Raw genomic sequence first — 26645 nt, forward strand, 5'->3', positions numbered from 1 at the left:
TGATAGCCGGAACGCCCCCGCTTGCGCGGGGGCGTTTCACTCTGTGCATAACTCCGCTCGGCCGCCGGGGCCGCCGGCGGCCGGTCCGGTCAGCGCTTGGCGCTCCGGTTGGAGAGCAGGGCCAGGTTGTCCACGTGGACCACGACGCCGTCGTGCTCCTCCCCCAGCTCGTCCATCGCCTCGTCGGTGTGCTTGCCCGCGATCCGGTGCATGTCCTCGCTCGAGTACGCCGCGATGCCGTTGGCGATCGCCTTGCCGTCCTGGTCCCGCAGGGAGATCGGCTCGCCGGGCCGGAAGACGCCGTCCACGCCCGTCACGCCCGCCGCGAGCAGCGAGGTGCGGCGGCGGATGGCCTTGACGGCGCCGGGATCCAGGGTGAGCGAGCCCTTGGTCTTGGCCAGCTGTGTCAGCCACACCAGCCGCACCGAGCGGCGGCCGCCGGTGGGGGTGAACCAGGTGCCGACGTCGGCGCCGTCCAGCGCCGCGGCGGCGTTGGCCGTGGAGGTGACCAGCGCCGGGATGCCGGAGCTCGCCGCGATCTTGGCGGCCTCGACCTTGGTGACCATCCCGCCGGAGCCGACGCCGGCCCGGCCGATCGTGCCGATCTCCACGCCCTCCAGGTCCGCGACCGGGTCGGTGACCTCCGCGATCCGGGTGCCGCCCTCGGCCGGGTGCTTGGTGTAGAGGGCGTCGACGTCGGAGAGCAGCAGCAGCGCGTCGGCCTTGATGGTGTGGGCCACCAGGGCGGCGATGCGGTCGTTGTCGCCGAACTTGATCTCGTGGGTCGCGACGGCGTCGTTCTCGTTGACGATCGGCAGCACGTTCAGGTCCAGCAGGCGCTCCAGCTGCCGGTGGGCGTTGTGGTAGCGGTTGCGGTGCATGAGGTCCTCGGCGGTCACGAGCACCTGGGAGATGGTCACGTTGTACCGCGAGAAGATCTCGGTGTAGCGGTTCATGATCAGCGACTGGCCCACCGATGCTGCCGCCTGCTGGGTCGCGAGGTCCTTGGGACGGCGCGTCAGGCCCAGCGGGGCGAGGCCGGCGGCGATCGCGCCCGAGGAGACGAAGACCACCTCGACGTCGCGCGCGTGCGTCTTGGCCAGCACGTCGGCGATGGTCGCGACGGCCAGCTCGTCGAGGGAGTTGACGATGGAGGTCAGAGAGGACGAGCCGACCTTCACCACCACGCGCCGTGCGCTGGGGATGTCCGAGCGGGTCCTGATCGGGCTGATCCGGTTCTTCCCCCGCGATTCGGCGGAGCGGCGGACCGCCGCCTGACCCAGTTTGGCGTTGGACGTCTTGCTCATGTTCTGCGTCTAGCTCCTCCCGCGGCCGCATCCGGTCACGGACCGCCGCGATCGATTGTTTACTCGAACAGTCTAGGGGGTGTGCGGGACGTCTCAGTCCTCGGGGCGGTCCTCCGCGTCGTCGTGCCGGTCCGTGCCCCGCGCGGCGCGGCGGGCCCTGGCCTCCTCGACGGACTCGGTCCACTTGCCGGCGCGGCGCTCGGTCTCGAGCTCCTCCCGGGCCGCGGCGCGGGCGTCCTTGCGCTCCTGGTAGTCCTCGCGCTTCTCGGCGCGGGTCGGGCGGACGATCTCTTCCAGGCGGGCGTCGGTGCCGCGGGGGCTGGTCAGCAGCTCGGCGCCGCTCATCATGGTCGGCTCCCAGTCGAAGACCACGGCGTCGGCGGCGTCGCCGATCACCACGGCGTCCCCCGGGCGCGCGCCCTCCTTGAACAGGGCGTCCTCGACGCCGAGCTTGGCCAGGCGGTCCGCGAGGTAGCCCACCGCCTCGTCGTTGGAGAAGTCCGTCTGCTGGATCCAGCGCTCGGGCTTCTCCCCCAGCACGCGGAACAGCGGCTCGAGGCTGCGCTCCTCGCGGCGGATGGTGAAGTCCTGGGTCCTGCCGCGGCGCGAGAAGCCCTTGGGGCGGATCACGGCCTCCGGCTGCTCGGGCTCCTCCTCCACGGACTCCTCGCGGGCCTGCTCGACCAGCTGGGCCATCGCGAAGCTCAGCTGGCGCAGCCCCTCGTGCGAGGCGGTCGAGATCTCGAAGACGCGCAGGCCGCGGGCCTCCAGCTCGGGGCGGACGAAGTCGGCGAGCTCCCGGGCCTCGGGCACGTCCACCTTGTTGAGGACCACGAGATGGGGGCGCTCGGCCAGCGGGGTCGAGGTCGCGGCCGAGGGGTCCACCTCGTAGCGGGAGAGCTCGGTCTCGATGATCTCGAAGTCGCTGATCGGGTCGCGCCGGGGCTCGAGAGTCGCGCAGTCGATCACGTGGACGATCGCCGCGCAGCGCTCGACGTGGCGCAGGAAGCGCTGGCCGAGCCCCTTGCCCTCCGAGGCGCCCTCGATCAGGCCGGGGACGTCGGCGACCGTGAAGCGCACGTCGCCGGCCTCGACGACGCCGAGGTTGGGCACCAGCGTCGTGAAGGGGTAGTCGGCGATCTTGGGCCGGGCCTTGGACAGCGCCGCGATCAGCGAGGACTTGCCGGCCGAGGGGTAGCCGACCAGGGCGACGTCGGCGATGGACTTCAGCTCCAGGACGAGGTCGCGAGCCTTCCCGGGGGTCCCGAGCAGCGCGAAGCCGGGCGCCTTGCGCTTGGGCGAGGCCAGCGCGGCGTTGCCCTTGCCCCCGACGCCGCCCTCCGCGGCGACGTACTCGTCGCCCTCGCGCGCGAGGTCGGCCAGGACCTCGCCGTCCTGGGACTTCACGACCGTCCCCTGCGGCACGGAGAGCACGAGGTCCTGGCCGTGCGAGCCGTGGCTGTGGTCGCCGCGGCCGACGTCGCCCTTGGGCGCGGTCTGGTGCGGCGCGTGGTGGTACTCCAGCAGCGTCGTGGACTGCCCGTCCACGCGCAGGATCACGGAGCCGCCGTTGCCGCCGTTGCCGCCGTCGGGGCCGCCGAGCGGCTTGAACTTCTCCCGGCGGACGGAGACGCAGCCATGACCCCCGGTTCCGCCGCTCGCGTGCAGCACGACCCGGTCCACGAAACTTGCCACGTATCTCTCCTCGGTTGATGCGGGGACGGTCCCCATGAGTCTACGGAGTTAAAGCGAAAGAGGGCAGCAACCCCGGGGGAATGCTGCCCTCTTCCCGGGCCGGCGCACCGGCCCCATCAGCTGGTCCGCGAGGGAGTGCTACTCCGCCGCGGCCAGGATGTTGACGACCTTGCGGCCGCGACGACGGCCGAACTCGACCTGTCCGGCGGACAGGGCGAACAGGGTGTCGTCGCCGCCGCGGCCCACGTTCTCACCGGGGTGGAAGTGGGTGCCGCGCTGGCGGACGATGATCTCGCCGGCGTTGACGGTCTGGCCGCCGAAGCGCTTCACGCCCAGGAACTGGGGGTTGGAGTCGCGGCCGTTACGGGTTGAGCTTGCACCTTTTTTGTGTGCCATACCTGCCTACCTTGGTTTGGATTCTTCCTCCGGAGCGATCCGGAGCTGACGGGTGGTTAGGAATCGATCGCGGTGATCTTGACCTTGGTCAGATCCGCGCGGAAACCCTGCCGCTTCTTGTAGCCCGTCTTGTTCTTGTACTTCTGGATGACGACCTTGGGGCCGCGGAGGTCCTCGACCTTCTCGGCGGTGACCTTGGCGGAGGTCAGGGCCTTGGCATCGGCGGTGACCTTCTCGCCGTCGACCAGCATCAGCACGGGCAGCTCAATGGTGCTTCCAGCCTCACCGGCGACGCGGTCAAGGGTAACGAGGTCTCCGATGGAAACCTTTTCCTGGCGGCCGCCAGCGCGGACAATCGCGTACACCACTTGGGACTCACTTCTCTCGACGTTGTATGTACAAAGTTTCTGGGAGGGCGCGGCTCGGGCTTCGGCTGGGCCTGGCGCTTCATCGCCCGCGCCTGCCGGGCGCGCCGTCACCTGCACTCTCATGCTCAATCGCTGATCTCTGCCCGTCGGTTGTGCGGTCCCGGGTGGAATCCCCGAGCAGGAGGTGGCAATGAGCACCGACATATAAGGTTACGACACGCCCGCACGCCCGGCAAGTGACCAGAGCGCGTGTCGCCCGCCGAAACGGGCGACACGCATCACAGTCACCGGCCGCGGGTCACTCGGCCCGGCGGATGTCCTCGGCCCTGACCCCGGTCCCCAGCATGCGGACCTCCTCCTCGGACCCTTCGGCCCGGGCGGGAGCGGACGTGCTGGTCACCGAGGCGCCGTGCGCCGTGCCGCCGTGGCCTGAGACGACCTCGGCCCCCGAGCCGGCGGAGCCGGCCCGGCGGGAGCGGCGCCGTTTGGGGGCCGGAGCCGCCTGGGCGGCCTCGGTCCGGCCCTGCTGGGCGGGCGTCTGCCCGGCCGCGGTCTGGCCGCTCGCGGCCTGCTCGGCCTCGGGGGGCGCCGCCGCGGAGGAGGCGCCGGGGGTCGCGACGCCGGTCACCGTCGGCTGATCCGAGGGATCCGGCGCGCCGCCCACGCGGGCGCGGCGGGCGTTCCCGCCGCCGGAGGAGCGGCGGCCGGCGCGGTCCTCACCCGTACGACGGCCGGCGCGATCCTCGCCCGAACGACGACCGGTCCGGTCCTCCCCGCTGCGGCGAGCGTTCCGGTCCTCGCCGGAGGCACGGCCCCCGGTCCGGTCCTCACCGGATGATGCGGGACGCGAGCGGCGGCCGGGACGCATGTCCTCGATCGCCTCCAGCGCGGCCCGGCGGGCCGCCTCGGCGGCCTCGCGGCCGGCCCGGCGGTCAGCTGCCCCGCCGCCGCTGCTCCGGCGCTCGGCGCCGCGGCGGGCCTGCTGGCGGGATTCGCGGGTAGCAGCACGGCGCTCCCGGGGGGCGACGGCGTCGTCCCCGGCCTGCTCGCGGGAGGGACGCTCGCGCTCGGAACGCTCCGTCTCCCGGGGCTCCTCCTCTGCGGCCGCGACCTCTTCGGCGGCCGGGGCCTCTTCGGCGGCCGGGGCCTCCTCGGCGGTCTCCGGGGCGCGGTCCTCGGCGCGGCGGCGGGAGTCGCTTCGGCCCTCGTCCTCGCCGCGGCGCTCGAAGGCCTCGGTCAGGGACTCCAGGGTGAAGTCTCCCTGCTCCCCCTCGGGACCCTCGTCCTCGTCCTCCCGCTGCCCCTGGGGCAGGCTGATGAGCTCGCCGTGCAGGGTGAGCACCATGTCCGGGTCGCTCGGCCCGGAGAGCTCGGAGCGGTCCTCGCCGGACTGCCGGACCTCGTCCTGGACGCCCTCCTGGCGGCCCCTGTTCCGCTTGCGGCGCTTGCGCTTCTTGGCGGACTTGGACTCGCCGTCCTCGTGCCGCTGCTCGCCGCGCCCCGCAGGACCCCTCTGCTCGGCCTCGGAGCGCTCGGGCGCCTCCTCCGAGTCGTCGTGCGGCTTCGACGCCGCCGCGATGCTCGCCACGGCGTGGCGCGTGGCCTCGGCGCGGGCGTCCTCCTCCTGGGGACGGTGCTCGCCGCCGTTCCTGTGCTGGCCGCGACCGCGGCCGCGCTTGCGCTCGTTCCGGTCCCCGCGGTGGCTCTGCTCCGAGGCGAAGCCGCCGGTCCGCCCCTTGATGGGCTGGTCCTGGACGACGATGCCGCGCCCGGCGCAGTGCTCGCAGGGCTCGGAGAAGACCTCCAGCAGGCCGGTGCCCATCCGCTTGCGGGTCATCTGCACCAGGCCCAGTGAGGTGACCTCCGCCACCTGGTGCTTGGTACGGTCCCGGCCGAGGCACTCGACCAGGCGGCGCAGCACCAGGTCCCGGTTGGACTCGAGCACCATGTCGATGAAGTCGATGACGATGATGCCGCCGATATCCCGCAGGCGCAGCTGCCGGACGATCTCCTCGGCCGCCTCCAGGTTGTTCTTGGTCACCGTCTCCTCGAGGTTGCCCCCCGAGCCGGTGAACTTGCCCGTGTTGACGTCGATGACGGTCATGGCCTCGGTGCGGTCGATCACCAGCGAGCCGCCGGAGGGCAGGAAGACCTTGCGCTCCAGGGCCTTCGCGAGCCCCTCCTCGATCCGGTAGTGGTCGAAGAGGTCCTCCTCGCCCTCCCACTTCTCGAGGCGGTCGATCAGGTCCGGCGCCACGTAGGTCACGTAGGCCTCGATGGAGTCCCAGGCCTCGTCGCCCTGGACCGCCATGGAGGAGAAGTCCTCGTTGAAGACGTCGCGGACGGTCTTGATGGTCAGATCGGGCTCCTGGTAGAGCAGCTCGGGCGCGAGGACCTTGGTGGACTTCGACTTGCCCTCGATCTCCTCCCACTGCGCGCGCAGGCGGTTGATGTCGTGGGCGAGCTCCTCCTCGGCCGCGCCCTCGGCGGCGGTGCGCACGATCACGCCGGCGCCGTCGGGCAGCTTGTCCTTGAGGATCTTCTTCAGCCGCGCGCGCTCGGTGTCCGGGAGCTTGCGGGAGATGCCGGTCATCGAGCCGCCGGGGACGTAGACCAGGAAGCGGCCCGGCAGAGAGATCTGGCTGGTCAGCCGGGCGCCCTTGTGGCCGATGGGGTCCTTGGTCACCTGGACCAGCACGGAGTCGCCGGACTTCAGGGCGTTCTCGATCTTGCGGGGCTGCCCGTCCAGGCCCGAGGCGTCCCAGTTGACCTCGCCGGCGTAGAGCACGGCGTTGCGGCCGCGCCCGATGTCCACGAACGCCGCCTCCATCGAGGGCAGGACGTTCTGCACCTTGCCGACGTAGACGTTGCCGATCAGCGAGTCCTGCTGCGTCTCGGAGACGAAGTGCTCGGCCAGCACGCCGTCCTCCAGGACGCCGATCTGGATGCGGTCGTCCTTCTGGCGCACCATCATCTGGCGCTCCACGGACTCGCGGCGGGCGAGGAACTCGGCCTCGGTGATGACGTGACGACGCCGCCCGGAGGCGCGCGAGTCACGGCGGCGCTGGCGCTTGGCCTCCAGCCGGGTGGAGCCCTTGACCGAGGCGACCTTGTTGGAGGCCGGCCCCTCGGAGGCGCGCGGACTGCGCACCTTGGTCACGGTGTTGGGCGGGTCCTCCTCGGAGCCGCCGGTGACCTCCAGGTCGTCCGAGCCGCGGCGGCGCTTGCGGCGGCGCTTGGTGACGACCTCGCCGGCGTCCTCGGCCTCCTCCTCCGAGGAGTCCCGCTCCTGGTGCCTGGAGGCGGAGACGGACTTGATCTGCTGGAGGTCGGGGGCCTGGAAGAGCACCGAGGGGGCGGGCGGCCCGCCGGCGTCGGCGGTCTCCTGCCGGTTCGCCTCCTCGGCGGCGCCGTTCGGCTCGACGGCGTCGGCTCCGGTGTTCTCGGTGGTTCCCTCTGTCTCGTGGTTCATCTGCGTTCGTGCACTCCTATGGAGGCCGGTTCCGAACCGCACCCCGGGACCCGGCCGGTATATCGGTCTCACCCCTGTGACGGGGCGACCGGAAGTCGTCTTCTTACTCGGACGGCTCTCGGGCCTCGCGAGGCGTCCCCGCGAGGGCGGCGTCCGAGCCAATGGGTCCGCCGAGCTCCGCGTCGCGCTGGAGTCTTGTGCAAGGCGGTCTTCGTCGCCCGGAGGGCTTGACGGGGTACACGCCTGTCGGTGGCACATTGGGGGCCGCCTTCCGCGTGCGGCACGGAGCGGCTCCTCCCCCAGTATCGCACAGCTCGGACGGATCGCGACGAATATGGCGAGCCTTCCGGCGTTCTCAGTGAATTCCCAGTGGCGCCGGCCGCCCGTCCGGGAGGCTGCCAGGCGGGGTCGATAGGATGACCCCGACGAGAACCGGCAGACGGCACGGCGGAAGGACGAGCGCTTGAGCACACAGACCACCACCAGCGTCGAACGGGGGGCCGAGCGGGATCCGGACTCCCCCGAGTCCCTGGCGCGCGACCGCCGCACCGGGCTGCTCATGCTCATCACCGGCGCCGTGGGGTTCGGCGCCGCCGCGATGCTGGTCTTCGAGCGGCTCCAGGTCTACCTCGACGCCGGCCACACCTCCAGCTGCGACATCAACGCCCTGCTCAACTGCGGGACGGTGATGCGCACCAACCAGGCGGAGGCCTTCGGGTTCCCCAACCCCCTGATCGGGATCGTGGCCTACGCGGTGGTGCTCGCGATCGCGACGGCGCTGCTGGCCGGGGCGCGCTTCGCCCGCTGGTACTGGTGGTGCGTCCAGGCGGGCATCACCCTGGGCTTCGTCTTCATCTGCTGGCTCTGGTACCAGACGACCTTCCAGATCGACGCCCTGTGCATGTACTGCATGGTCGTGTGGATCGTGCAGTCGATGCTGTTCGTGCACGTGAGCATGCGCAACATGCGGGCCGGGGTGGTCCCGGTGCCCGAGCGGATCGCGGAGGCGCTCAAGGGCTGGTCCTGGTTCCTGACGCTGATCGTCCTGCTGGTGCTGTTCGGCATCATCTTCATCCGCTTCTTCAGCGTCATCATGGGGATGTTCTAGAGCCGCCGCGAGACGCGAGGAGGCCCCGCCCGGAAGTGTTCCGGACGGGGCCTCCTCGCGTCCGGCCGCCGCGGCGGCCGTGGTCCCGGGGGACGGCTCAGCCGAACCAGATGCCGATCTCGCGCTCGGCCGACTCCGGGGAGTCCGAGCCGTGCACCAGGTTCTTCTGCACCGAGGCGCCCCAGTCGCGGCCGAGGTCGCCGCGGATGGTGCCGCCGGGCGCCGTCGTCGGCTCGGAGGGGCCCATGATGGTCCGCAGCCCCTCGATCACGCGGTGGCCCTCGACGACGGCCGCGACCACGGGGCCGGACATCATGAACTCGACCAGGGGCTCGAAGAAGGGCTTGCCCTGGTGCTCGGCGTAGTGCTGCTCGAGCAGGGAGCGCTCGGGGGTGAGCATCCTCAGGTCGACGAGCCGGTAGCCCTTGGCCTCGAAGCGGGCCAGGATCTGTCCGACGAGGTTCCTCTCGACGCCGTCCGGCTTGACGAGGACGAGCGAGCGTTCGGTCATGGATTCATTCTCCTGCGGGTTGGGGGGGGTGACTGGGGCCCACACTACCGGACGGGGCGTGGCCTGCGCCGAGGCAGGCGGGCGATCCGGAGGCTGCGGGCCATGCGCGGGTCCCGGCCGACCTCGACCGGGCCCGGCCTCACCGGACGGAGCGGAGCGAAGTCGGGCCGGCCGTGCCCCGCGGCGGGCGGCTCACGCCCGCCGGTAGAGCCTGCGGACCGTGACGCCCAGGCTGCGCAGGACCGCGGTGCCGAAGGAGATGGTGCCGGCCGCCAGCACGGCGTCGTCGTCCTCCGCCCGCTCCCCGAGCCGCTCCAGCATCTGTTCCAGGGGCACCGGGCGCAGTCGCTGCCGCAGCCCCTCCGGCAGCCGGTAGTCCAGATGCCCGCTCTCCAGGGCGACGAAGCGGTGCTCGACCCCCCGCGCATCCAGCCAGTCCGCGAGCTCCTCGACGCCTTTGGTCGCCGGGAGCGACCACCAGACGGGCGGGACCGCGCCGAAGGCCTCCCGGGCCCGCTCCAGCGCGACCTCCCAGCCGGCGGGGTCGATGCACGCGTCCACCATGACCCGGCGCCCGGAGGCGGTCCGGTAGACCTGCCCCCTGCCGGGGCGCTCCAGGACGACGCCGGCCGCGGAGGGGCGCGCCCCGAGGGCCCGGGCAGCGGCCTCGGCGGCGAGCCGGCCCGCCTCGGCGTTCTGCCGTGCGAAGGGCCCCCGCGCGGTGAGCCGCAGCGGAGCCCCGTGCCGGGCGCAGACGCTCTCCAGCAGGGGCGCGACGCCCTCCTCCTGCGGCACGCTGAGGACCGGGGCCGGCCCGTGCACGAGCCCGAACTTCTCCCGGGCCACGTGCTCCAGCGTGGGCCCGAAGATGTCCAGGTGCTCCCGGAGCACGCTGGTCAGGCCCACGGCCAGCGGGTCGAAGAGGCTGACCTCGTCCCGGGCCCCGCCGAGCCCGGCCTCGTGCACGACGACGTCGGCCCCCTCCGCCGCGAGCATCGCATGCCCCAGCACGGTGAACAGCCCCGTGGGAGCCAGGTACTGTCCCGCCGGCACCCCGGCGGCGCGGACCGCCCGCTCGAGGGCCGCCAGCCACCGGTTGTACGTGCCCGCCGGCAGCGGCTCCCCGTCGAGGGCGAAGCGGTCGAGGTTGGAGAGGATGCCGGGCGAGGTGACCAGGCCGCTCCGCAGGCCGGCGCCGGTCAGGTGCGCGGCCGCCGTCGTGGCCGCCTGCCCCTTGCCCTTGGAGCCGGTGACGACCACGGTGGGGACCCCGGCGGCCGGCAGGCCGGCCTCGGCCAGCAGCTCCCGCAGGACCGCCCGGGCGGCGCCGAGGCTGCGGAGGGCGCCCTCGGGACGATCCGCCCACGAGCCGAACACGGCGCGGGACTCCAGCGCGACGTCGATGTCCTCGTGGGGGGCCGCCGAGGGGTCCGGCGCCGGCGCGGAGCCGGAGGACGCCGTCGCCCCGGCCCCGTTCGTCCCAGGAGCCGGCGCAGCGCCGGAGGACGTCGCCGCACCGGGACCGTTCGCCTCGGGCTCCGTCCCGGCGCCGGCGGTCGCCCCGCTCACGAGGCCCCGTGCCGGCGTTCCCACTCCTGCTCGGCCTCGAAGCGCTCGGCCTTCTCCCGGTCCAGCCGGACGCCGGTGACCATCGAGTACCACCAGGCGGCCAGGAAGCACGCGCCGATGACGAACATGGCCGGCAGCAGGAAGCCGGTGGCCACCAGGAGGACCTGCAGCGCCCAGCCGACCGCGTAGCCGCCCGGCCTGCGCAGGAAGCCGCACAGGACCACGAAGGCGGCCGCCAGCGCCATCCCGCCGACCATGGTCCAGACCCGCGCCGCGACGCTCGCGTGCAGGACCTCGAGGCCGAAGAAGGCGAGGGTCGCGAAGAAGACCACGAAGGCCTCCAGCAGCAGCACCGTCGAGGCGAACATCATCCGCACCGAGGCCGGCTTCTTGGGCTGTCCGGGGCGCCACTCGCGCTGCGCCCGCGTCATGCGTGCCATCAGATCCTCCTACAGGCCCAGCAGCGTGCGGGTCTCGCCCACCACCGTGATGGAGCCGGTCACCAGTACCGTGCCGTCCAGGTCCTCGCCCGCGGCCGCGTCCTGCACGGCCGCGGAGAGGGCGTCGTCGAGGTGCTCGTGGACCTCGAGGTCGTCCTCGTCGAAGCCGGCCGCCAGGGCCAGCTCGGCGAGCCGCTCGGCGGGGATGGCCCGCTGGGAGGTCGAGGCGGTCACGTAGAGCCGCGTGTCGAACTCCCGGGACTCGGCGTAGCGCTCGCGCATCGCCTCGAGCATGCTCAGGGCGTCCTTGTCCTCCAGGATCCCGACCACCAGGTCCAGGCGCCGCATCTGGAAGCTCTCCAGCACCGCCTCGGCCGAGGCCCTCACCCCGTGCACGTTGTGGGCGGCGTCGAGCACCACGGTCGGACCCGAGCCGGCGACCTCCAGGCGGCCGGGCGAGGAGACCTCCTCCAGCCCGGCGCGGACCAGCTCCTCGGGGAGGGGCTTCTCTCCCCCGCCGAGGAAGGCCTCCACGGCGGCGATGGCCAGCGAGGCGTTCTCCGCCTGGTGCGCGCCCAGCAGCGGCAGGGCGATGTCCCTATACGTCGTCCCGGCGATGCCCTGGACCGCGATGAGCTGCCCGCCCACGCCCGGCACCCGGTCCGTGACGCCGAACTCGACGCCCTCGAACCTGAACGGCGCCTCGTGGCCGCGCGCGGCGTCCAACAGGATCTCCGCGACGCCGGGCTGCTGGACGGCGGAGACCAGGAAGCCGCCGTCCTTGATGATCCCGGCCTTCTCGGTCGCGATCTCCTCCACGGTCTCCCCCAGCATCCCGGTGTGGTCCAGGTCGATCGGGGTCACCACGGAGACCGCGGCGTCGGCCACGTTGGTCGCGTCCCAGGCCCCGCCCAGGCCGACCTCCAGGACGACGACGTCGACCGGCGCGTTGGCGAAGACCGCGAACGCCAGCGTCGTCATCGCCTCGAACTCGGTCAGCGGGACCTCGCCGGCCGCCTCGAGGCGCTCGTCGACCATGAGGACGAAGGGCCGGATCTCGTCCCAGGTCCGCACGAAGGTCTCGGCGTCCACGGGCTCGCCGTCGACGCTGATCCGCTCCGTCACGTGCGCCAGGTGCGGAGAGGTGTAGCGCCCGGGGCGCAGGTCGTGGGCCATCAGCAGCCGCTCGACCATCCGCGCCGTGGAGGTCTTGCCGTTGGTCCCGGTCAGGTGGATCACCGGCGCCGCGTGGGCCGGGTCGCCCAGGAAGTCCATGGCCATCCGCATCGCGTCCAGCCGCGGGGCCATCTCCGTCTCCGGGGCGCGGCCGCGCAGCTCGGCGTGGACGGACTCGGCGGAGAACCGGGCGTCGGCCGGGTCCGGCTCCGGCTCGGGCGCGCCACCGGCGAGCTCCTCGGCCTCGTCGAGCTGGGTCAGCTCGTCGGCGATCAGCTCGTCCTCGGTGGGCTCCCCGTCCTCGGCGTCGGCGTCCGGGCCGAGCGGGGAGAGCTCCTCCGGCAGCTCCTCGCCGGGCCGCTCGGCGTCGTCCTCGAAGGGCTGCTGTCCGCTCATGCCCGTGCCTCGCTGTCCTCGTGGTCGGTCTTGGTGACGGTCACCGAGAGCTCGGGGCCCTCGGCGAGCTCGAGCTCCTCGCTCAGCGTCTCGCGGCGCACCAGCTCGGCGTTGGCCTCGACGGCGTCGCGCACGGCGGCCTCGGCGGAGATCACGGTGCGGATGCGGTCGGAGACGTCCAGGCCGGCCTCCTTGCGGGCCTGCTGGACGGCGCGGACGACGTCGCGGGCGATCCCCTCGGCCTCGAGCTCGGGCGTGAGCTCGGTGTCCAGGACCAGGAAGCCGCCGTCGATCACGGCCACCGCGCCGCCGGTCCCGGCGTCCTCGGCCACGACCGTCTCCAGCTCGTACTCGCCCTCCTCCAGGGCCAGCCCGCCCGGGACCGCCTCGAGCCCGACGACGACGGCGTCCTCGCGCACCGTCCAGTCGCCCGACTTCGCGGCCTTGATCGCGACCTGGACCTGCTTGCCCAGGCGCGGCCCGGCGGCCCGGGCGTTGACCTTGAGCCGGCGGGAGATGCCGTACTCCTCGGCGCTGGTCTGATCGGCGTCGAGGATCGTGACCCGCTTGATGTTCAGCTCGGAGGCGATGATGTCCCCGAAGGTCGAGGTGAGGTCCGCGCCGCGCGGGGCGGCGACGGTCAGCGAGGCCAGCGGCTGGCGCACGCGCAGGTTCTGGGCCTTGCGCAGCGAGGACCCGGCGGAGCAGATGGAACGGGTGATCTCCATGAGCTCGATCAGGTCGTCCTCCTCCGCGAAGGCGCCCGAGGCCGGCCAGTCGGTCAGGTGCACCGAGCGCCCGCCGGTCAGCCCCCGCCACATCTGCTCGGCGGTCATCGGCAGCAGCGGGGCGGCCACGCGGCACACGGTCTCGAGGCAGGTGTAGAGCACGTCGAAGGCGTCGATGTCCTCCTCGAAGAACCGCTCGCGGGAGCGGCGCACGTACCAGTTGGTCAGCGCGTCGACGTAGACGCGCAGGTGCTCGGCCGCGGCCCAGACGTCGTAGTCGTCGAAGGACACCGTGACGTCGCGGATCAGCTGGCGCGTCTTGGCCAGGATGAAGCGGTCCATGACGTGCTCGGAGACGTGGGTGGTGCGGGCCTCGTAGCCGCAGCCGTCGAAGGCGGCGTTGGTGTAGAGGGTGAAGAAGTGGTAGACGCTCCACAGCGGCAGCATGACCTGGCGGACGCCCTCGCGGATGCCGCGCTCGGTGACGACGAGGTTGCCGCCGCGCAGGATCGGCGAGGACATCAGGAACCAGCGCATCGCGTCCGAGCCGTCCCGGTCCAGGACCTCGGAGACGTCCGGGTAGTTCTGCAGCGACTTGGACATCTTCTGCCCGTCCGAGCCCAGCACGATGCCGTGGGAGATGACGTTCTTGAAGGCCGGGCGGTCGAAGAGCGCGGTCGCGAGGATGTGCAGGGTGTAGAACCACCCGCGGGTCTGGCCGATGTACTCGACGATGAAGTCCGCCGGGTAGTGCCCCTCGAACCACTCCTTGTTCTCGAAGGGGTAGTGGACCTGGGCGTAGGGCATCGAGCCGGAGTCGAACCAGACGTCCAGGACGTCGGGGACGCGGCGCATCGTGGAGCGGCCGGTCGGGTCGTCCGGGTTGGGCCGGGTGAGCTCGTCGATGAAGGGCCGGTGCAGGTCCGGCTCCCCCGCCTCGTTGAGCGGGATCCGGCCGAAGTCGGCCTCGAGCTCGGCCAGCGAGCCGTAGACGTCCGTGCGGGGGTGGGCGTCGTCGTCGGATACCCACACCGGGATCGGGGATCCCCAGTAGCGGTTGCGGGAGATCGACCAGTCGCGGGCGTTCTCGAGCCACTTGCCGAACTGGCCGTGCTTGACGTTCTCGGGGATCCAGTTGATCTGCTCGTTGAGCTCGACCATGCGGTCCTTGAACTCGGTCACCGCCACGTACCACGAGGTGATCGCGCGGTAGATGAGCGGGGTGCGGCAGCGCCAGCAGTGCGGGTAGGAGTGTACGTAGGACTTCTCGCGCAGCAGCACGCCCTGGGCCTTGAGCACGTTGATGATGGTGCGGTTGGCCTCGAAGACCTGCAGACCCGCGATGTCCCGCAGCGGGGTCCCGGCGTCGAGCGAGGCGTCGGCGAACAGCGGCAGGAAGTTCGCCGACTCGTCGACCGAGAGGATCACGGGGATGCCGTACTCCTCGCACACCCGCTGGTCGTCCTCGCCGTAGGCCGGCGCCTGGTGGACCAGGCCGGTGCCGTCGGTGGTGGTGACGTAGTCGGCCACCACGATCTGCCACGCCTCCCCGGTGCCCCAGGCCTCGGCGTCGGTGAAGTAGTCCCACAGGGGGCGGTAGCGGATGCCCTCGAGCTGGTCGCCGGTCCAGCGGCCGGTCACGGCCTCGCGGATCGCGGCGGCGGGGTCCTCCGCCTCGCCGTAGCCCAGGTCCCCGGCGTAGTCGGTCAGCAGGTCCTCGCCGAGGACGAAGGTCGTCCCCTCATGCTCCCCGGCGCCCTCCACGGCCACGTAGCTGATCCCGGGCCCGACGGCGATCGCCTCGTTGGTGGGCAGGGTCCAGGGGGTGGTGGTCCAGGCGAGCAGCTGCGCGCCGGCCAGCTCGCGGGCGACCTCGGGGTGCTGGGCCCGCGGGGCGTCGTCGAGGACCTCGAAGGCGACGGTGACGGTGGGGTCCTGACGGTCCTTGTAGACGTCGTCGTCCATGCGCAGCTCGTGATTGGACAGCGGCGTCTCGTCCTTCCAGCAGTACGGCAGGACGCGGAAGCCGCGGTAGGTCAGGCCCTTCTCGTGCAGCTGCTTGAAGGCCCAGATGACCGACTCCATGTACTCGACGTTGAGCGTCTTGTAGTCGTTCTCGAAGTCGACCCAGCGGGCCTGGCGGGTGACGTACTTCTCCCACTCGTCGGTGTACTTCAGGACCGAGGAGCGGCAGGCCTCGTTGAACTTCTCGATGCCCATGGCCTCGATCTGGTTCTTGTCGGTCATGCCCAGCTGCTTCATCGCCTCGAGCTCGGCGGGCAGGCCGTGGGTGTCCCAGCCGAAGCGGCGGTCCACCTTGTGGCCGCGCTGGGTCTGGTAGCGGGCGACGAGGTCCTTGACGTAGCCGGTGAGCAGGTGCCCGTAGTGGGGCAGGCCGTTGGCGAACGGAGGGCCGTCGTAGAACACGAACTCGTCGGTGTGGCCCTCGCCGTGGTCGCGCTGGTCGATGCTGGCCTGGAAGGTGCCGTCCTGCTTCCAGTACTCCAGCACGCCCTCCTCGAGCCGGGGGAAGGAGGGGGAGGCCGGCACGGAGTCGCCGGGGGTGGCAGAGGCCTTGGGGTAGTGAGTGCTCACGCGAGAATCCTGGGTCGACAACGGTGCTGATCTGATGCCTGTCAGGACGCCCCGGACGGGACGCGGTACCACCTCACTTGCCGGGGCCGAGAGACCCCGCGACGGCCGGCGTCCGGCCGTCGCGGGAGATTCTCTACGGTCTCGACCGCTTCATTCACGGCTGTCTCGGGCCTGCCCGTCCGGTTCTACTGGGGCTGTATCTATTCCGTGGGAGCCCCGCGCCGCAGCGCGTCGGTTGGGACGCCACAGGTACCGCCTGTTCTTCCGGATTGCTCGCCGGTGATTGCCGGGTCGTCGCACTGTCCCTCAGTCTAGGCAGTCCCCCAGCACGCTGTCTAACCCCTCATGGCATTCGATACGCTCCCGCGGGCCCCTCCCCGACCCGCGCGAGCGCGGGCGAGACGGGAGGACCCAGCATCTTGTGGGAGCCGGGGCCCGGGACCCCCAGGCGCGCCCTCACGGCGCGGCGGAGTATGACCAAGGATTCAGTCCGGGGCGGGTGTCCAGGCCGCGGATCGGGGGCGGGCCACCCCCTGCTGAGGCCCGGTCCTGAGGGATGAGCCCTCGGGTCGCTCAGCTCAGGGAGAGCTCGCGCGCGGCGGCCGCCGCCCCGCCGTCCGGCCCCTCGCCGGTGCGGGCCAGGCGCGCGACGTCGCCCACCACGATCACCGCCGGCGCGGCCACCCCGCGGGCCCGGGCGCGCTCCGCGATGTCCCCCAGCGTGCCCACGGTGACCCGCTGCCGCGGCGTCCAGCCCCGCTCGACGATGGCCACGGGGACCTCGGGCCCCCGTCCCGCCTCCATGAGGCGCGCGGCCGTCAGCTCGAGCTTGCTGACGCCCATGAGCAGCACCAGGGTGTGCTCCACGCTGGAGGGCACCTGCTCGATCTGGTCGTGGGCGGTCACGACGCTGAAGCCGTGCGCCAGCCCGCGGTGCGTCACCGGGATCCCTGCCGCGGCCGGGACGGAGACGGCGGAGGTGACCCCCGGGACCACCTCCACCGGGATGCCGTGCGCCGCGCAGTGCTGCTCCTCCTCGGCGCCGCGGCCCAGCACGTACGGGTCCCCGCCCTTGAGCCGTACCACCCGCGCGCCGGCCCGGGCCTCCTCGACCAGGATCTCGTTGATCCGCTCCTGCGGCACCGGGTGGAAGCCGGCGGTCTTGCCGACCTCGACGACCCGCACCCCCTCCTTGAGCCGCCCGAGCACCTCGCGCGGCCCGAGCCGGTCCGCCACGATGACGTCGGCCCCGGCCAGCAGGTAGCGCCCGCGGACCGTGAGCAGCCCGGCCTCGCCGGGCCCGCCGCCGACCAGCGCGACGCTGCCCGGCGCCTGCCGCCCCGGTGGAGCCGCGGCGTCCGCCCGCCGCGGCTCCACCGGGGCCTCGCCGCTCTCCAGGGCGGCGGCGACCCAGGCGGCGACCTCGCGCGCCCGGCGTGGGTCCCGGCCGGCGTTGACGGCCACGCTCACCCCGTGCGCGGAGGCCCGGGCGGGCACGTGCGCCGAGGCGCGCCCGGCGTCGCCGCCCTTGACGCAGAAGATCCGCCTGCGCTCGGCGGCCTCGGCGACGGCGTCCTGCACCTGCGCCGAGTCGGTGTGCGCGAGGACGAGCCAGGCGGCCTCGAGGTCCTCCTCCTCGAAGCCGCGGCGTCGCCAGTCCAGGCGGCCGGCGGCGGCGAGCTCCTCCAGCTCGGGGAGGGCGCGCGGTGCCACGAGGACGACGTCGGCCCCCTCGTCGAGCAGGCTCCCGACGCGGCGGGAGGCCAGGGCTCCCCCGCCGACGACGAGCACGCGCCTGCCCCGGAGGTCGAGGCCGAGCGGATAGGTCATGGTGTGCATCCTGTGGGGTTCGGGTCCCGCCGCGTGCGCCCGGTCGGGACCGGACGCAGGCGGCGGGGCGGTGTGTGCTTCCCGGGCGCGGCGGGCCGCCGGTCCGGGTGCGGACGATGCGAGGGGGCCGGAGCGGCCGGGCGCTGCCTCCGCGGCCCCGTCCGGCCGCCGGTCAGCCGGTCAGCCGGTCAGGCGAGCCAGTCCTCCTCGTCCCCCTCCGCGGCGGACGGCTCCGGCGCGGCGATGCCGGCCGCGAGCGTGTCCCCCGAGCGCGGGTCGATCACGAGGAACGCCCCGGTCTGCCGGTGCTCCTCGTAGGACTCCACCGGCAGCGGCGTCGCGGTCCTGATCCGCACGGTGCCGATGTCGTTGAGGCCCAGCTGCTCGGCCGGCGCGTGGGAGAGGTCGGTCAGGTCCAGGCGCGAACCGACCTCGCCCACCAGGCCCTTGACCGTCGCGGTGCCGTGCTTGATCAGCACCTTGGCGCCCGGACGCAGCGGCTGGACGTCCAGCCAGGCCAGGCTCGCCGGGAACTCGGCGTGGGCCTCGGGCACCGAGTCGGCGGCGGCCAGCAGCGACCCGCGGGCGAGGTCCAGCTGGTCGGCGACCTCCACGGTCACCGACTGCGGCGAGCGCGCCCGGGTGACGGGGCGGGCGCCGACCCAGAGGCCGGTCACCTCGGTCGCGGTCCCGGTGCCGGCGAGGGCCACACGGTCTCCCACCCGGACCTCGCCGGCGGAGATCTGGCCGGCGTAGCCGCGGAAGTCGCGGAAGCGCTCGGCGTCGGCCCCCTCGGCCAGCCCGCCCTGGGGGCGGATCACGGTCTGGACCGCGAGCCGGAAGGGCTCGGCCAGCTGCAGGGCCCGGTCCCTGTCCGGGAGGGTCTCCAGCAGGTGCAGCAGCGTCGGCCCCTCGTACCACGGGGTCCGCCCGGAGGGCGTCACCACGTTGTCGCCCCGCAGCGCGGAGACTGGCACCGTGTGGACCTCCTCGACGCCGAGCTCGGCGGCGATCCCGCGGACCTCCTCCTCGATCCCGGCGTAGCGGGCGGCATCGTAGTCCACCAGATCGATCTTGTTGACCGCGACGACGACGTGCGGGACCCGCAGCAGCCGGGTCACCGCCAGGTGCCGCCGGGTCTGCTCCAGCACGCCGTTGCGGGCGTCGACCAGCAGCACGACGGCGTCGGCCGTGGATGCCCCCGTGACGGTGTTCTTGGTGTACTCCACGTGCCCGGGGCAGTCGGCGAGGACGAAGTTGCGATGGTCGGTGGCGAAGTAGCGGTAGGCGACGTCGATCGTGATGCCCTGCTCCCGCTCGGCCCGCAGGCCGTCGGTCAGCAGCGCGAGGTCCAGCTCGCCCCGCCCGCCGCCGAAGCCGCGCTCGGCGGAGGTCCGGGCGACGGCGTCGAGCTGGTCGGCGAGGATCGCCTTGGCGTCGAAGAGCAGGCGGCCGACCAGCGTGGACTTGCCGTCGTCCACGGAGCCGGCGGTCGCGAAGCGCAGGAGGGTGCGGGGGCCGTTGCCGGCAGCCGCGAGCGTGTCGGCGGCGGCGGCGAGGCCGAGGGGCTCGGACGCGGCCTCCCGGGATCCGCTCGGAGCGGCCGGCGTCGTCTCTGTCTGGGTGTCGCTCATCCTAGAAGTACCCGTCTTTCTTCCGATCCTCCATGGCCGCCTCGGAGATCCTGTCGTCCGCGCGGGTGGCCCCGCGCTCGGTCAGGGTCGAGACGGCGACCTCCTCGACGACCTCCGCCGCGGTGCGCGCGTCCGAGGCCACGGCGCCGGTGCAGGACATGTCCCCCACCGTGCGGTAGCGCACGGTCCGGGTCACCACCTCCTCGCCGGGCTCGGGCCGGGAGACCTCCCCCACCGCCCGGATCATGCCGTCGCGCAGGAAGGTGGGCCGCTCGTGCGCGTAGTACAGCTCCGGCAGGTCGATGCCCTCGCGCTCGATGTAGCGCCAGACGTCCAGCTCGGTCCAGTTGGACAGCGGGAAGGCCCTCACGTGCTGGCCCTCGCGGTGCCGGCCGTTGTAGAGGTTCCACAACTCGGGGCGCTGGTGGCGCGGGTCCCACTGGCCGAACTCGTCGCGCAGGCTGAGCACGCGCTCCTTGGCGCGCGCCTTGTCCTCGTCGCGGCGACCGCCGCCGAAGACGGCGTCGAACCGGTGCGCGGCGATCGTGTCCAGCAGCGGGACGGTCTGCAGCGGGTTGCGGCTGCCGTCGGGGCGCTCGGCGAGCTCGCCGCGGTCGATGTAGTCCTGGACGGAGCCCACCACCAGGCGGGTCCGCAGCCGCCGGACCGTGCGGTCCCGGAACTCGAGCACCTCGGGGAAGTTGTGCCCGGTGTCGATGTGCACGAGCGGGAAGGGGATGGTCCCGGGGAAGAAGGCCTTGGCGGCGAGATGGGCCATGACCACCGAGTCCTTGCCGCCGGAGAACAGCATGCCCGGCCGCTCGAACTCGGCCACCACCTCCCGGATGATGTGGATCGCCTCCGACTCGAGCAGGTCGAGGTCGGTCAGCACGGGGGCCTCGCCCCGTTCCGCGGCCGCGGCGGGCCTGGACTGCGTCGTGATGGTGCTCAACTGGTGTGCTCCTCTGGTGTGGTGCTGCGTGCGGCGCGGGCGATGCCCTCGGCGCGCCGTGCGGGGCCCGCCGGGCCCTGGGGCCGTGGGCCCCGGCGGAGGCCTACAGGTGGATGCCGCACTCGGTCTTGGCCAGGCCCGACCAGCGCCCGGCGCGGGGGTCCTCCCCCTCGGCGACGGGCCGGGTGCAGGGCGCGCAGCCGATCGAGGGGTAGCCGTTGGACAGCAGCATGTTGACCGGCACGCGGTGCTCGCCGGCGTAGCCGACCAGCTCGTCGAAGGTCCAGGGGGCCAGCGGGTTGACCTTGATCAGCCCGTGGGCCTCGTCCCAGGTCACCAGGGGCGTGTGGGTGCGGGTGGGCGCCTCGTCGCGGCGCACGCCCGTGAACCACAGCCGGTAGCCGCTCAGCGCGCGCTTGAGCGGCTCCACCTTGCGCATGCGGCAGCAGGCGGCGGGGTCGGTGGAGAAGAGGTCCTTGCCGTGCCGCTCGTCCTGCTCCGCGACGCTGAGCTCGGGCTCGACGTCGACGACGTTGACGTCCAGCGAGCGCTGCACCTCCTCGCGCGTCGCCAGCGTCTCCTGGAAGTGGTACCCGGTCTCTAGGAACAGGACGTCGACGCCGGGCAGCTGCTCGGCCACGATCGCCGGCAGCACGGCGTCGGCCATCGAGCAGGCGACGGCGACCTCCTCCGTGCCGAAGGTGCGCGCCACCCAGGCGACGACCTCCTCGGCCGGGGCGTCCCAGCCCAGCTCCTCGGCGCCGGCCTCGGCGAGCGCCCTCAGCTCCTCTGTCCCTGCGTGCGTGGTCATACCAGCGCCTCCTCCTCCGCGTTCTTGGCCCAGTGGGCGAAGGTCTCGTCCTCCTCGCGGCGGTCCAGGTAGGTGCGGACCAGCCGCTCGACGTACTCGGCGATGCCGTCCGCTGGCACCTTCAGCCCGCGCACGGTCCGGCCGAGCTCGCCCTGGGCCTGGTTGGTGTGGTCGGCGAGCCCGCCGCCCAGGTGCACCTGGAAGCCCGGGGTCTGACCGCCCTCGCCGTCGGCGATGATCTGGCCCTTGAGCCCGATGTCCGCGGTCTGGATGCGGGCGCAGGAGTTGGGGCAGCCGTTGATGGTCAGCGTGAGCTGGCCCGGCAGCCGCTCGGCGACGTCGGCCAGCCGATCCTCGAGCTCGTCGATGGTGTCCTTGGCGGTCGCCTTGGTCTCCACGATCGCGAGCTTGCAGAACTCGATGCCGGTGCAGGCCATGGTGTCCTTGCGGAACAGGGACGGGCGGGCGGTCAGGCCCAGGTGCTCGGCGCCGGCCACCAGCTCCTCGACCCGATCCTCGGGGACGTCCAGGACCACGATCTTCTGGTACGGGGTGGTGCGCAGGCGCCCGGAGCCGGCGGCCTCCATGAGGTCGGCGAGCTCGCGCAGCACGGAGCCGCTGACCCGGCCGACCACGGGGCTGAGCCCCACGTAGTACCGGCCGTCCTTCTGCCGGTGGACGCCGACGTGGTCGCCGGTCACGGTGGGCTTGGCCGGCTCGGGGCCGTCCGCCAGCTCGTAGCCGAGGTACTCGTCCTGCAGGACCTGGCGGAACTTCTCCGGCCCCCACTCGGCGAGCAGGAACTTCAGCCGGGCCCGGTTGCGCAGCCGGCGGTAGCCGTAGTCGCGGAAGATGCGGATCACGCCGTGCCAGACGTCGGGGGCCTGGTCCGGCCGGACGAAGGCGCCCAGCCGCTCGGCCAGCCGGGGGTTGGTGGAGAGCCCGCCGCCGACCCAGAGGTCGAAGCCGGCCCCGTGCTCCGGGTGTTCGACGCCGACCAGGGAGATGTCGTTGATCTCGTGGACCACGTCCTGCGAGGGGTGGCCCGTGACGGCCGTCTTGAACTTCCTCGGCAGGTTGGATAGCTCCGGATCGCCGATGAAGCGCTCCTTGATCTCGTCGATCACCGGGGTGGGGTCCAGCAGCTCCTCCTCGGCGACGCCGGCCAGCGGCGAGCCGAGGATCACGCGGGAGACGTCGCCGCAGGCCTCGGTGGTGGACAGTCCCACCGACTCCAGGCGGCGCCAGATCTCCGGGACGTCCCGGACGTCGATCCAGTGCAGCTGGATGTTCTGCCGGTCGGTGATGTCCGCGGTGCCGCGGCCGAACTCCTCGGAGATGCCGGCGACGGTGCGCAGCTGCTCCAGGCTCAGGCGGCCGCCGTCCATGCGCACGCGCATCATGAAGTACCTGTCCTCGAGCTCGCGCGCCTCCAGCGTCGCGGTGCGGCCGCCGTCGATCCCCGGCTTGCGCTGGGTGTAGAGGCCCCACCAGCGGAAGCGGCCGTGGAGGTCGTCGTCGCTGATGGCGTCGAAGCCCTCGCGGGCGTAGCGGCTCTCGATCCGCTCGCGGACGTTGAGGCCGTTGTCCTCCTGCTTGAACTCCTCGTTGTGGTTCATGGGGTCGGTGCCGTCGACCTTCCACTGGCCGTTGGGCTTGCTCGCCCGCCGGGGCCGGGCGCTGCGCGGGGCGTCCTCGCCGGCCGGGGTCAGCCGCTTGCCGGCGGAGGGGGCGCTCCCGCTCGCCTGCTCTGCCACGTGGTCCTGTGTGTTGCCTGCCATGCATTGAACAATAGGAAGTCGGGGCCGGCGGAGGAAGCCGCCCTCAACACGGGCCAACACTGCGTCTCGCGAGGTCACAAAACTTGCCGGGAGACGTCATGCGCCCAGTGCGGGATCGATCCCGCAGCGAGCGCGGCGTCATCTCCGCCGAGCCCGCGTGGGACGTCACCCCGCGGAGCCGCCGACGCACCGGCGGCGGGGCGCCTCAGCGCTGGGTGCCCTCGAGGAACCGGTGCGCGCACTCCGCCGCCCGGGAGACCGCGAGGTCGGCGACGACGCCGGTGCCCTCGGCGTCGTCCTCCACCAGCAGCGGGGGGCTCACCCGGTCCGCCCCGGCCTCGAGCAGCCGGTCGTAGAAGGTGCCCGGGGCCAGCAGGTAGGAGGAGATCGCCACCCGGCGGGCGCCCTCGGCGCGGGCCGCCGCGACAGCCTCGCCGATCTCCGGCGCCGCCGAGGCGCCGTAGCCCAGCGAGACGGGCACCTCGAGGACCTGGCTCAGGTAGTCCCGCTGGGTCTCGGCGTCGCTGCGCCCGGAGAGCACGCTGGAGCCGGCCACGCCCATCACCACGTGCTCCTCCCCCGGCTCCCAGCCGGCCTCGCGCAGCCGGCGCGCCTGGAGGCGGGCCAGGCGCACCGAGGGGCCCAGCGGGTCCGCGACGAGCACCTCGTGCTCGGGCTCCCCGTCCCCGGGCGCCGGGAAGCGGTGGGCGGCCCGCTTGAGGTCCACGCGGGTGTGGAAGCCGGTGGAGAGCAGCAGCGGGACGATCACGCCGGAGGCGTCGGGGCTGAGCCCGGCCACGACGTCGCCCACCTCCGGCTCCTGGACGTCCACCGAGCAGCCGTGCACGGGCACGCCGGCGTGCCGCCCGATCTCCTCGACCAGGGCGGCGAGCGCGCTCTGCCCCCGCGGGTCGCGGGTGCCGTGCCCGCAGGCGACGAGGTGGAGATGGTTCAGCACGGAGAGGTCCATGGCCTGCCTTCGGTGTCGGGTCCGTCATGGGCGGGTGGCGCGGGGTGACGGGCGCCGCGGACATCCGCTCGAGCGTCCGCACCCCGCATCTCCAACCCTATAGAGGCCGAGGACGGATGTGCAGGGGGTCACGTGCGGGCACGCCGGCCCGGTCCGCCCCCTCCGACGTGAGAGAATGCGGACCATGGCTGATAACTCCCCGGGCACAGACACGCCCGCCACCGTGACCATTCCCGAGAAGCCCGCGCTCGAGGGCCTCGAGGAGAAGTACTCGAGGACCTGGCGCGAGAACGGGACCTACTCCTTCGACGACGACACCGTGCGCGCCGAGGTCTACTCGATCGACACCCCGCCGCCCACCGCCTCGGGCTCGCTGCACGTCGGTCACATGTTCTCCTACACGCAGACCGACGTCATCGCCCGTTACCAGCGGATGAGGGGCAAGAACGTCTTCTACCCCCTCGGCTGGGACGACAACGGCCTGCCGACCGAGCGGCGCGTGCAGAACTACTACGGGGTGCGCTGCGACCCCTCCCGGGAGTACGTCGAGGGCTACCGCCCCCCCGAGAAGCCCGCCAAGAACCAGCGGGACTGGGACGTGGTGTCCCGCCAGAACTTCATCGAGCTCTGCGAGGAGCTCGCGGTGAAGGACGAGAAGGTCTTCGAGCACCTGTTCATGACCCTCGGCCTCTCCGTGGACTGGGACCGCACCTACCGCACCATCGACGCCCACTCCCGCAAGGTCTCCCAGCTCGGCTTCCTCAAGGACCTCGCCGGCGGCGACGCCTACCTCGCCGAGGCGCCCACCATATGGGACGTCACCTTCCGCACCGCGGTCGCCCAGGCCGAGCTGGAGGATAAGGAGCGCGAGGGCGCCTACCACCGGATCAGCTTCCACCGCCACGACGGCGGGAAGGTCTGGATCGAGACCACTCGCCCCGAGCTGCTCGCCTCGTGCGTGGCGCTGGTGGCCCATCCCGAGGACGAGCGGTACCGCGAGCTGTTCGGCACCACCGTGACCTCCCCGCTGTTCGGCGTCGAGGTCGAGGTCAGGGCCCATCCGCTCGCCCAGCCGGACAAGGGCTCCGGCATCGCCATGATCTGCACCTTCGGCGACACCACCGACGTGACCTGGTGGCGCGAGCTGGACCTGCCCACCCGTGCGCTGGTGGGCCGCGACGGCCGCTTCGCCCGCGAGACCCCCGAGTGGATCACCGACGACGCCGGCCGCGAGCGCTACGAGCGCATGGCCGGCGCCACCGTGTTCTCCGCCCAGAAGGCCGTCGTCGAGATGCTCGGCGAGACCGGCGAGATGGAGGGCGAGCCGAAGCGGATCACGCACCCGGTGAAGTTCTACGAGAAGGGCGACAAGCCGCTCGAGATCGTCTCCTCCCGCCAGTGGTACATCCGCAACGGCGGCCGCGACGCCGGGCGGCGCGAGAAGCTCATCGGGCGCGGCCGGGAGATCTCCTGGCACCCCGGCTTCATGCGCTCCCGCTACGAGAACTGGGTCGAGGGCCTCAACGGCGACTGGCTGGTCTCCCGCCAGCGCTTCTTCGGCGTCCCGATCCCGGTCTGGTACCCGGTGGGCGAGGACGGCGAGCCCGACTACGAGCGGCCGCTGCTGCCCGCCGAGGACCGCCTCCCGGTGGACCCCGCCTCCCAGGCGCCCGAGGGCTACTCCCCCGAGCAGCGGGACCAGCCCGGCGGCTTCGTCGCGGACCCGGACGTCCTGGACACCTGGGCCACCTCCTCGCTGACCCCGCAGATCGCCACCGGCTGGGCCGTGGACGAGGACCTGCACGCCAAGACCTTCCCGATGGACCTGCGCCCGCAGGGGCACGACATCATCCGGACCTGGCTGTTCTCGACCATGGTGCGCGCCGAGAGCCTCGCCGGCTCCGTGCCGTGGACCAACACCGCCCTCTCGGGCTGGATCCTGGACCCGGACCGGAAGAAGATGTCCAAGTCCAAGGGCAACGTGGTGGTCCCCAACGACGTGCTGGAGAAGTACGGGGCCGACGCCGTGCGCTACTGGGCCGCCTCGGCCCGCCTCGGCGCGGACACCGCCTACGACGAAGGCCAGATGAAGATCGGCCGCCGCCTGGCGATCAAGCTGCTGAACGCGTCGAAGTTCGTGCTCATGCAGGGCGTGGACTCCTCCTCGGTCATCGGCCGGGGCGCGACCGCCTCGACCGTGGCCAACGGGCTGGACCGCTCGCTGATCGCCCAGCTGACCGACGTCGTCGCGGCCGCCTCGGAGGCCTTCGAGAACTACGAGTACGCCCGGGCCCTGCAACTCGCGGAGTCCTTCTTCTGGTCCTTCACGGACGACTACGTCGAGCTCGTCAAGGACCGGGCCTACGGCGCCCGGGGCCCCGAGGAGCAGGCCTCCGTGCACGCCGCGCTGGCCACGACCCTGGACGCCCTGCTGCGGCTCTTCGCCCCCTTCCTCCCCTTCGCGACCGACGAGGTGTGGTCCTGGTGGCGCGAGGGCACCGTGCACCGCGCCGCCTGGCCCGAGGCGGCCGACTACGCGGAGATCGCCGAGGGGGGCGACGCCGAGGTGCTCACCGCCGTCGGCCGGGCCCTGTCCGGGCTGCGCAAGTCCAAGTCCGAGGCGAAGGTCAAGCAGCGCACCGAGGTGACCGCCGCGACCGTGGCGGCGCCCGCCGAGGTGCTGGGCCGGCTCCGGGCCGGCTTGGAGGACCTCAAGGCGGCCGGCAACGTCCGCTCCCTCGAGCTCGCCGAGGGCGGGGAGGAGATCGAGGTGGCCGACGTCGCCCTGGCGGCCGAGGCCTGATCACCTCCGCCCGCCGGGAGGCCCCTCCCGGCGGGCGGACCGGCCGGGGCCGCCCCCGCGCGGCGCGGCCCCGGCCCTTCCCCCGCGAGCAGCGTGAAGGAGA

At 72.7% G+C, this 26645-nt stretch carries 18 protein-coding genes; 2 read left to right on the top strand and 16 right to left on the bottom strand.

What is annotated here, in order from left to right; all coding sequences use genetic code 11:
* Positions 1-89: 89 nt before the first annotated feature.
* From proB to EWV39_RS08115, 5 genes are all read right to left on the bottom strand, one after another.
* Positions 90-1307 carry a glutamate 5-kinase gene (gene proB / locus EWV39_RS08095; protein WP_129658473.1) on the bottom strand — a complete coding sequence of 406 codons (1218 nt, stop codon included), beginning with the start codon at positions 1305-1307 and terminating at the stop codon, positions 90-92.
* 93 nt (positions 1308-1400) lie between these two features.
* Positions 1401-3002 (bottom strand): GTPase ObgE, encoded by a 1602-nt coding sequence (gene obgE, locus EWV39_RS08100; protein WP_129658475.1) that lies wholly within the window; start codon positions 3000-3002, stop codon positions 1401-1403.
* Between the two features lie 138 nt (positions 3003-3140).
* On the bottom strand, positions 3141-3398 hold the full coding sequence (rpmA, locus tag EWV39_RS08105; RefSeq protein ID WP_129658477.1) for a 50S ribosomal protein L27: 258 nt from the start codon (positions 3396-3398) through the stop codon (positions 3141-3143).
* 56 nt (positions 3399-3454) lie between these two features.
* The gene (rplU, locus tag EWV39_RS08110) at positions 3455-3766 is read right to left on the bottom strand and encodes a 50S ribosomal protein L21 (protein WP_129658479.1); all 312 of its coding nucleotides are present in this window, start codon (positions 3764-3766) and stop codon (positions 3455-3457) included.
* A gap of 298 nt (positions 3767-4064) precedes the next feature.
* Positions 4065-7496 (bottom strand): Rne/Rng family ribonuclease, encoded by a 3432-nt coding sequence (locus tag EWV39_RS08115; protein ID WP_420329952.1) that lies wholly within the window; start codon positions 7494-7496, stop codon positions 4065-4067.
* A 205-nt stretch (positions 7497-7701) separates the two neighbouring features.
* On the opposite strand from EWV39_RS08115, the gene EWV39_RS08120 reads away from it, so the two are divergent.
* On the top strand, positions 7702-8346 hold the full coding sequence (locus tag EWV39_RS08120) for a vitamin K epoxide reductase family protein (protein ID WP_238148182.1): 645 nt from the start codon (positions 7702-7704) through the stop codon (positions 8344-8346).
* Between the two features lie 97 nt (positions 8347-8443).
* Here the strand turns inward: EWV39_RS08120 and ndk are convergent, their stop codons facing one another.
* The 11 genes from ndk to EWV39_RS08175 form a co-directional block, all read right to left on the bottom strand.
* Complete coding sequence (gene ndk / locus EWV39_RS08125; protein ID WP_129658482.1) at positions 8444-8857, bottom strand: nucleoside-diphosphate kinase; 414 nt, start codon at positions 8855-8857, stop codon at positions 8444-8446.
* A 192-nt stretch (positions 8858-9049) separates the two neighbouring features.
* Positions 9050-10426 (bottom strand): folylpolyglutamate synthase/dihydrofolate synthase family protein, encoded by a 1377-nt coding sequence (locus tag EWV39_RS08130; RefSeq protein WP_129658484.1) that lies wholly within the window; start codon positions 10424-10426, stop codon positions 9050-9052.
* Positions 10423-10866, bottom strand: a complete 444-nt coding sequence (locus EWV39_RS08135; protein ID WP_129658486.1) for a DUF4233 domain-containing protein — start codon at positions 10864-10866, stop codon at positions 10423-10425. The genes EWV39_RS08130 and EWV39_RS08135 overlap by 4 nt, the downstream gene beginning before the upstream one ends.
* Before the next feature lie 9 nt (positions 10867-10875).
* Positions 10876-12438 (bottom strand): bifunctional folylpolyglutamate synthase/dihydrofolate synthase, encoded by a 1563-nt coding sequence (locus EWV39_RS08140; protein ID WP_129658488.1) that lies wholly within the window; start codon positions 12436-12438, stop codon positions 10876-10878.
* Positions 12435-15761, bottom strand: coding sequence for an isoleucine--tRNA ligase (gene ileS / locus EWV39_RS08145; protein ID WP_129658490.1), 3327 nt, complete (start codon positions 15759-15761; stop codon positions 12435-12437). Before ileS ends, EWV39_RS08140 begins: the two co-directional genes overlap by 4 nt.
* A 573-nt stretch (positions 15762-16334) precedes the next feature.
* Positions 16335-17591: a uroporphyrinogen-III C-methyltransferase gene (gene cobA, locus EWV39_RS08150; protein WP_129658492.1), complete on the bottom strand. Its 1257-nt coding sequence runs from the start codon at positions 17589-17591 to the stop codon at positions 16335-16337.
* 188 nt (positions 17592-17779) lie between these two features.
* Positions 17780-19225 (bottom strand): sulfate adenylyltransferase subunit 1, encoded by a 1446-nt coding sequence (locus tag EWV39_RS08155; RefSeq protein WP_129658494.1) that lies wholly within the window; start codon positions 19223-19225, stop codon positions 17780-17782.
* A gap of 1 nt (position 19226) precedes the next feature.
* Positions 19227-20117 (bottom strand): sulfate adenylyltransferase subunit CysD, encoded by an 891-nt coding sequence (gene cysD, locus EWV39_RS08160; RefSeq protein ID WP_420329958.1) that lies wholly within the window; start codon positions 20115-20117, stop codon positions 19227-19229.
* 163 nt (positions 20118-20280) lie between these two features.
* Positions 20281-20988: a phosphoadenylyl-sulfate reductase gene (locus tag EWV39_RS08165; protein ID WP_129658496.1), complete on the bottom strand. Its 708-nt coding sequence runs from the start codon at positions 20986-20988 to the stop codon at positions 20281-20283.
* On the bottom strand, positions 20985-22769 hold the full coding sequence (locus tag EWV39_RS08170) for a nitrite/sulfite reductase (protein WP_129658498.1): 1785 nt from the start codon (positions 22767-22769) through the stop codon (positions 20985-20987). Before EWV39_RS08170 ends, EWV39_RS08165 begins: the two co-directional genes overlap by 4 nt.
* 205 nt (positions 22770-22974) lie before the next feature.
* Positions 22975-23727: a sirohydrochlorin chelatase gene (locus EWV39_RS08175; protein ID WP_165313232.1), complete on the bottom strand. Its 753-nt coding sequence runs from the start codon at positions 23725-23727 to the stop codon at positions 22975-22977.
* Positions 23728-23923: 196 nt separating this feature from the next.
* Between EWV39_RS08175 and valS the strand changes: the two genes are divergently transcribed.
* A complete protein-coding gene (gene valS, locus EWV39_RS08180; RefSeq protein ID WP_129658502.1) occupies positions 23924-26542 on the top strand; it encodes a valine--tRNA ligase in 2619 nt (872 codons plus the stop codon).
* The last annotated feature ends 103 nt before the right edge of the window (positions 26543-26645 follow it).

It is taken from the genome of Rothia halotolerans (assembly GCF_004136635.1).
Taxonomy (GTDB): Bacteria; Actinomycetota; Actinomycetes; order Actinomycetales; family Micrococcaceae; genus Rothia; species Rothia halotolerans.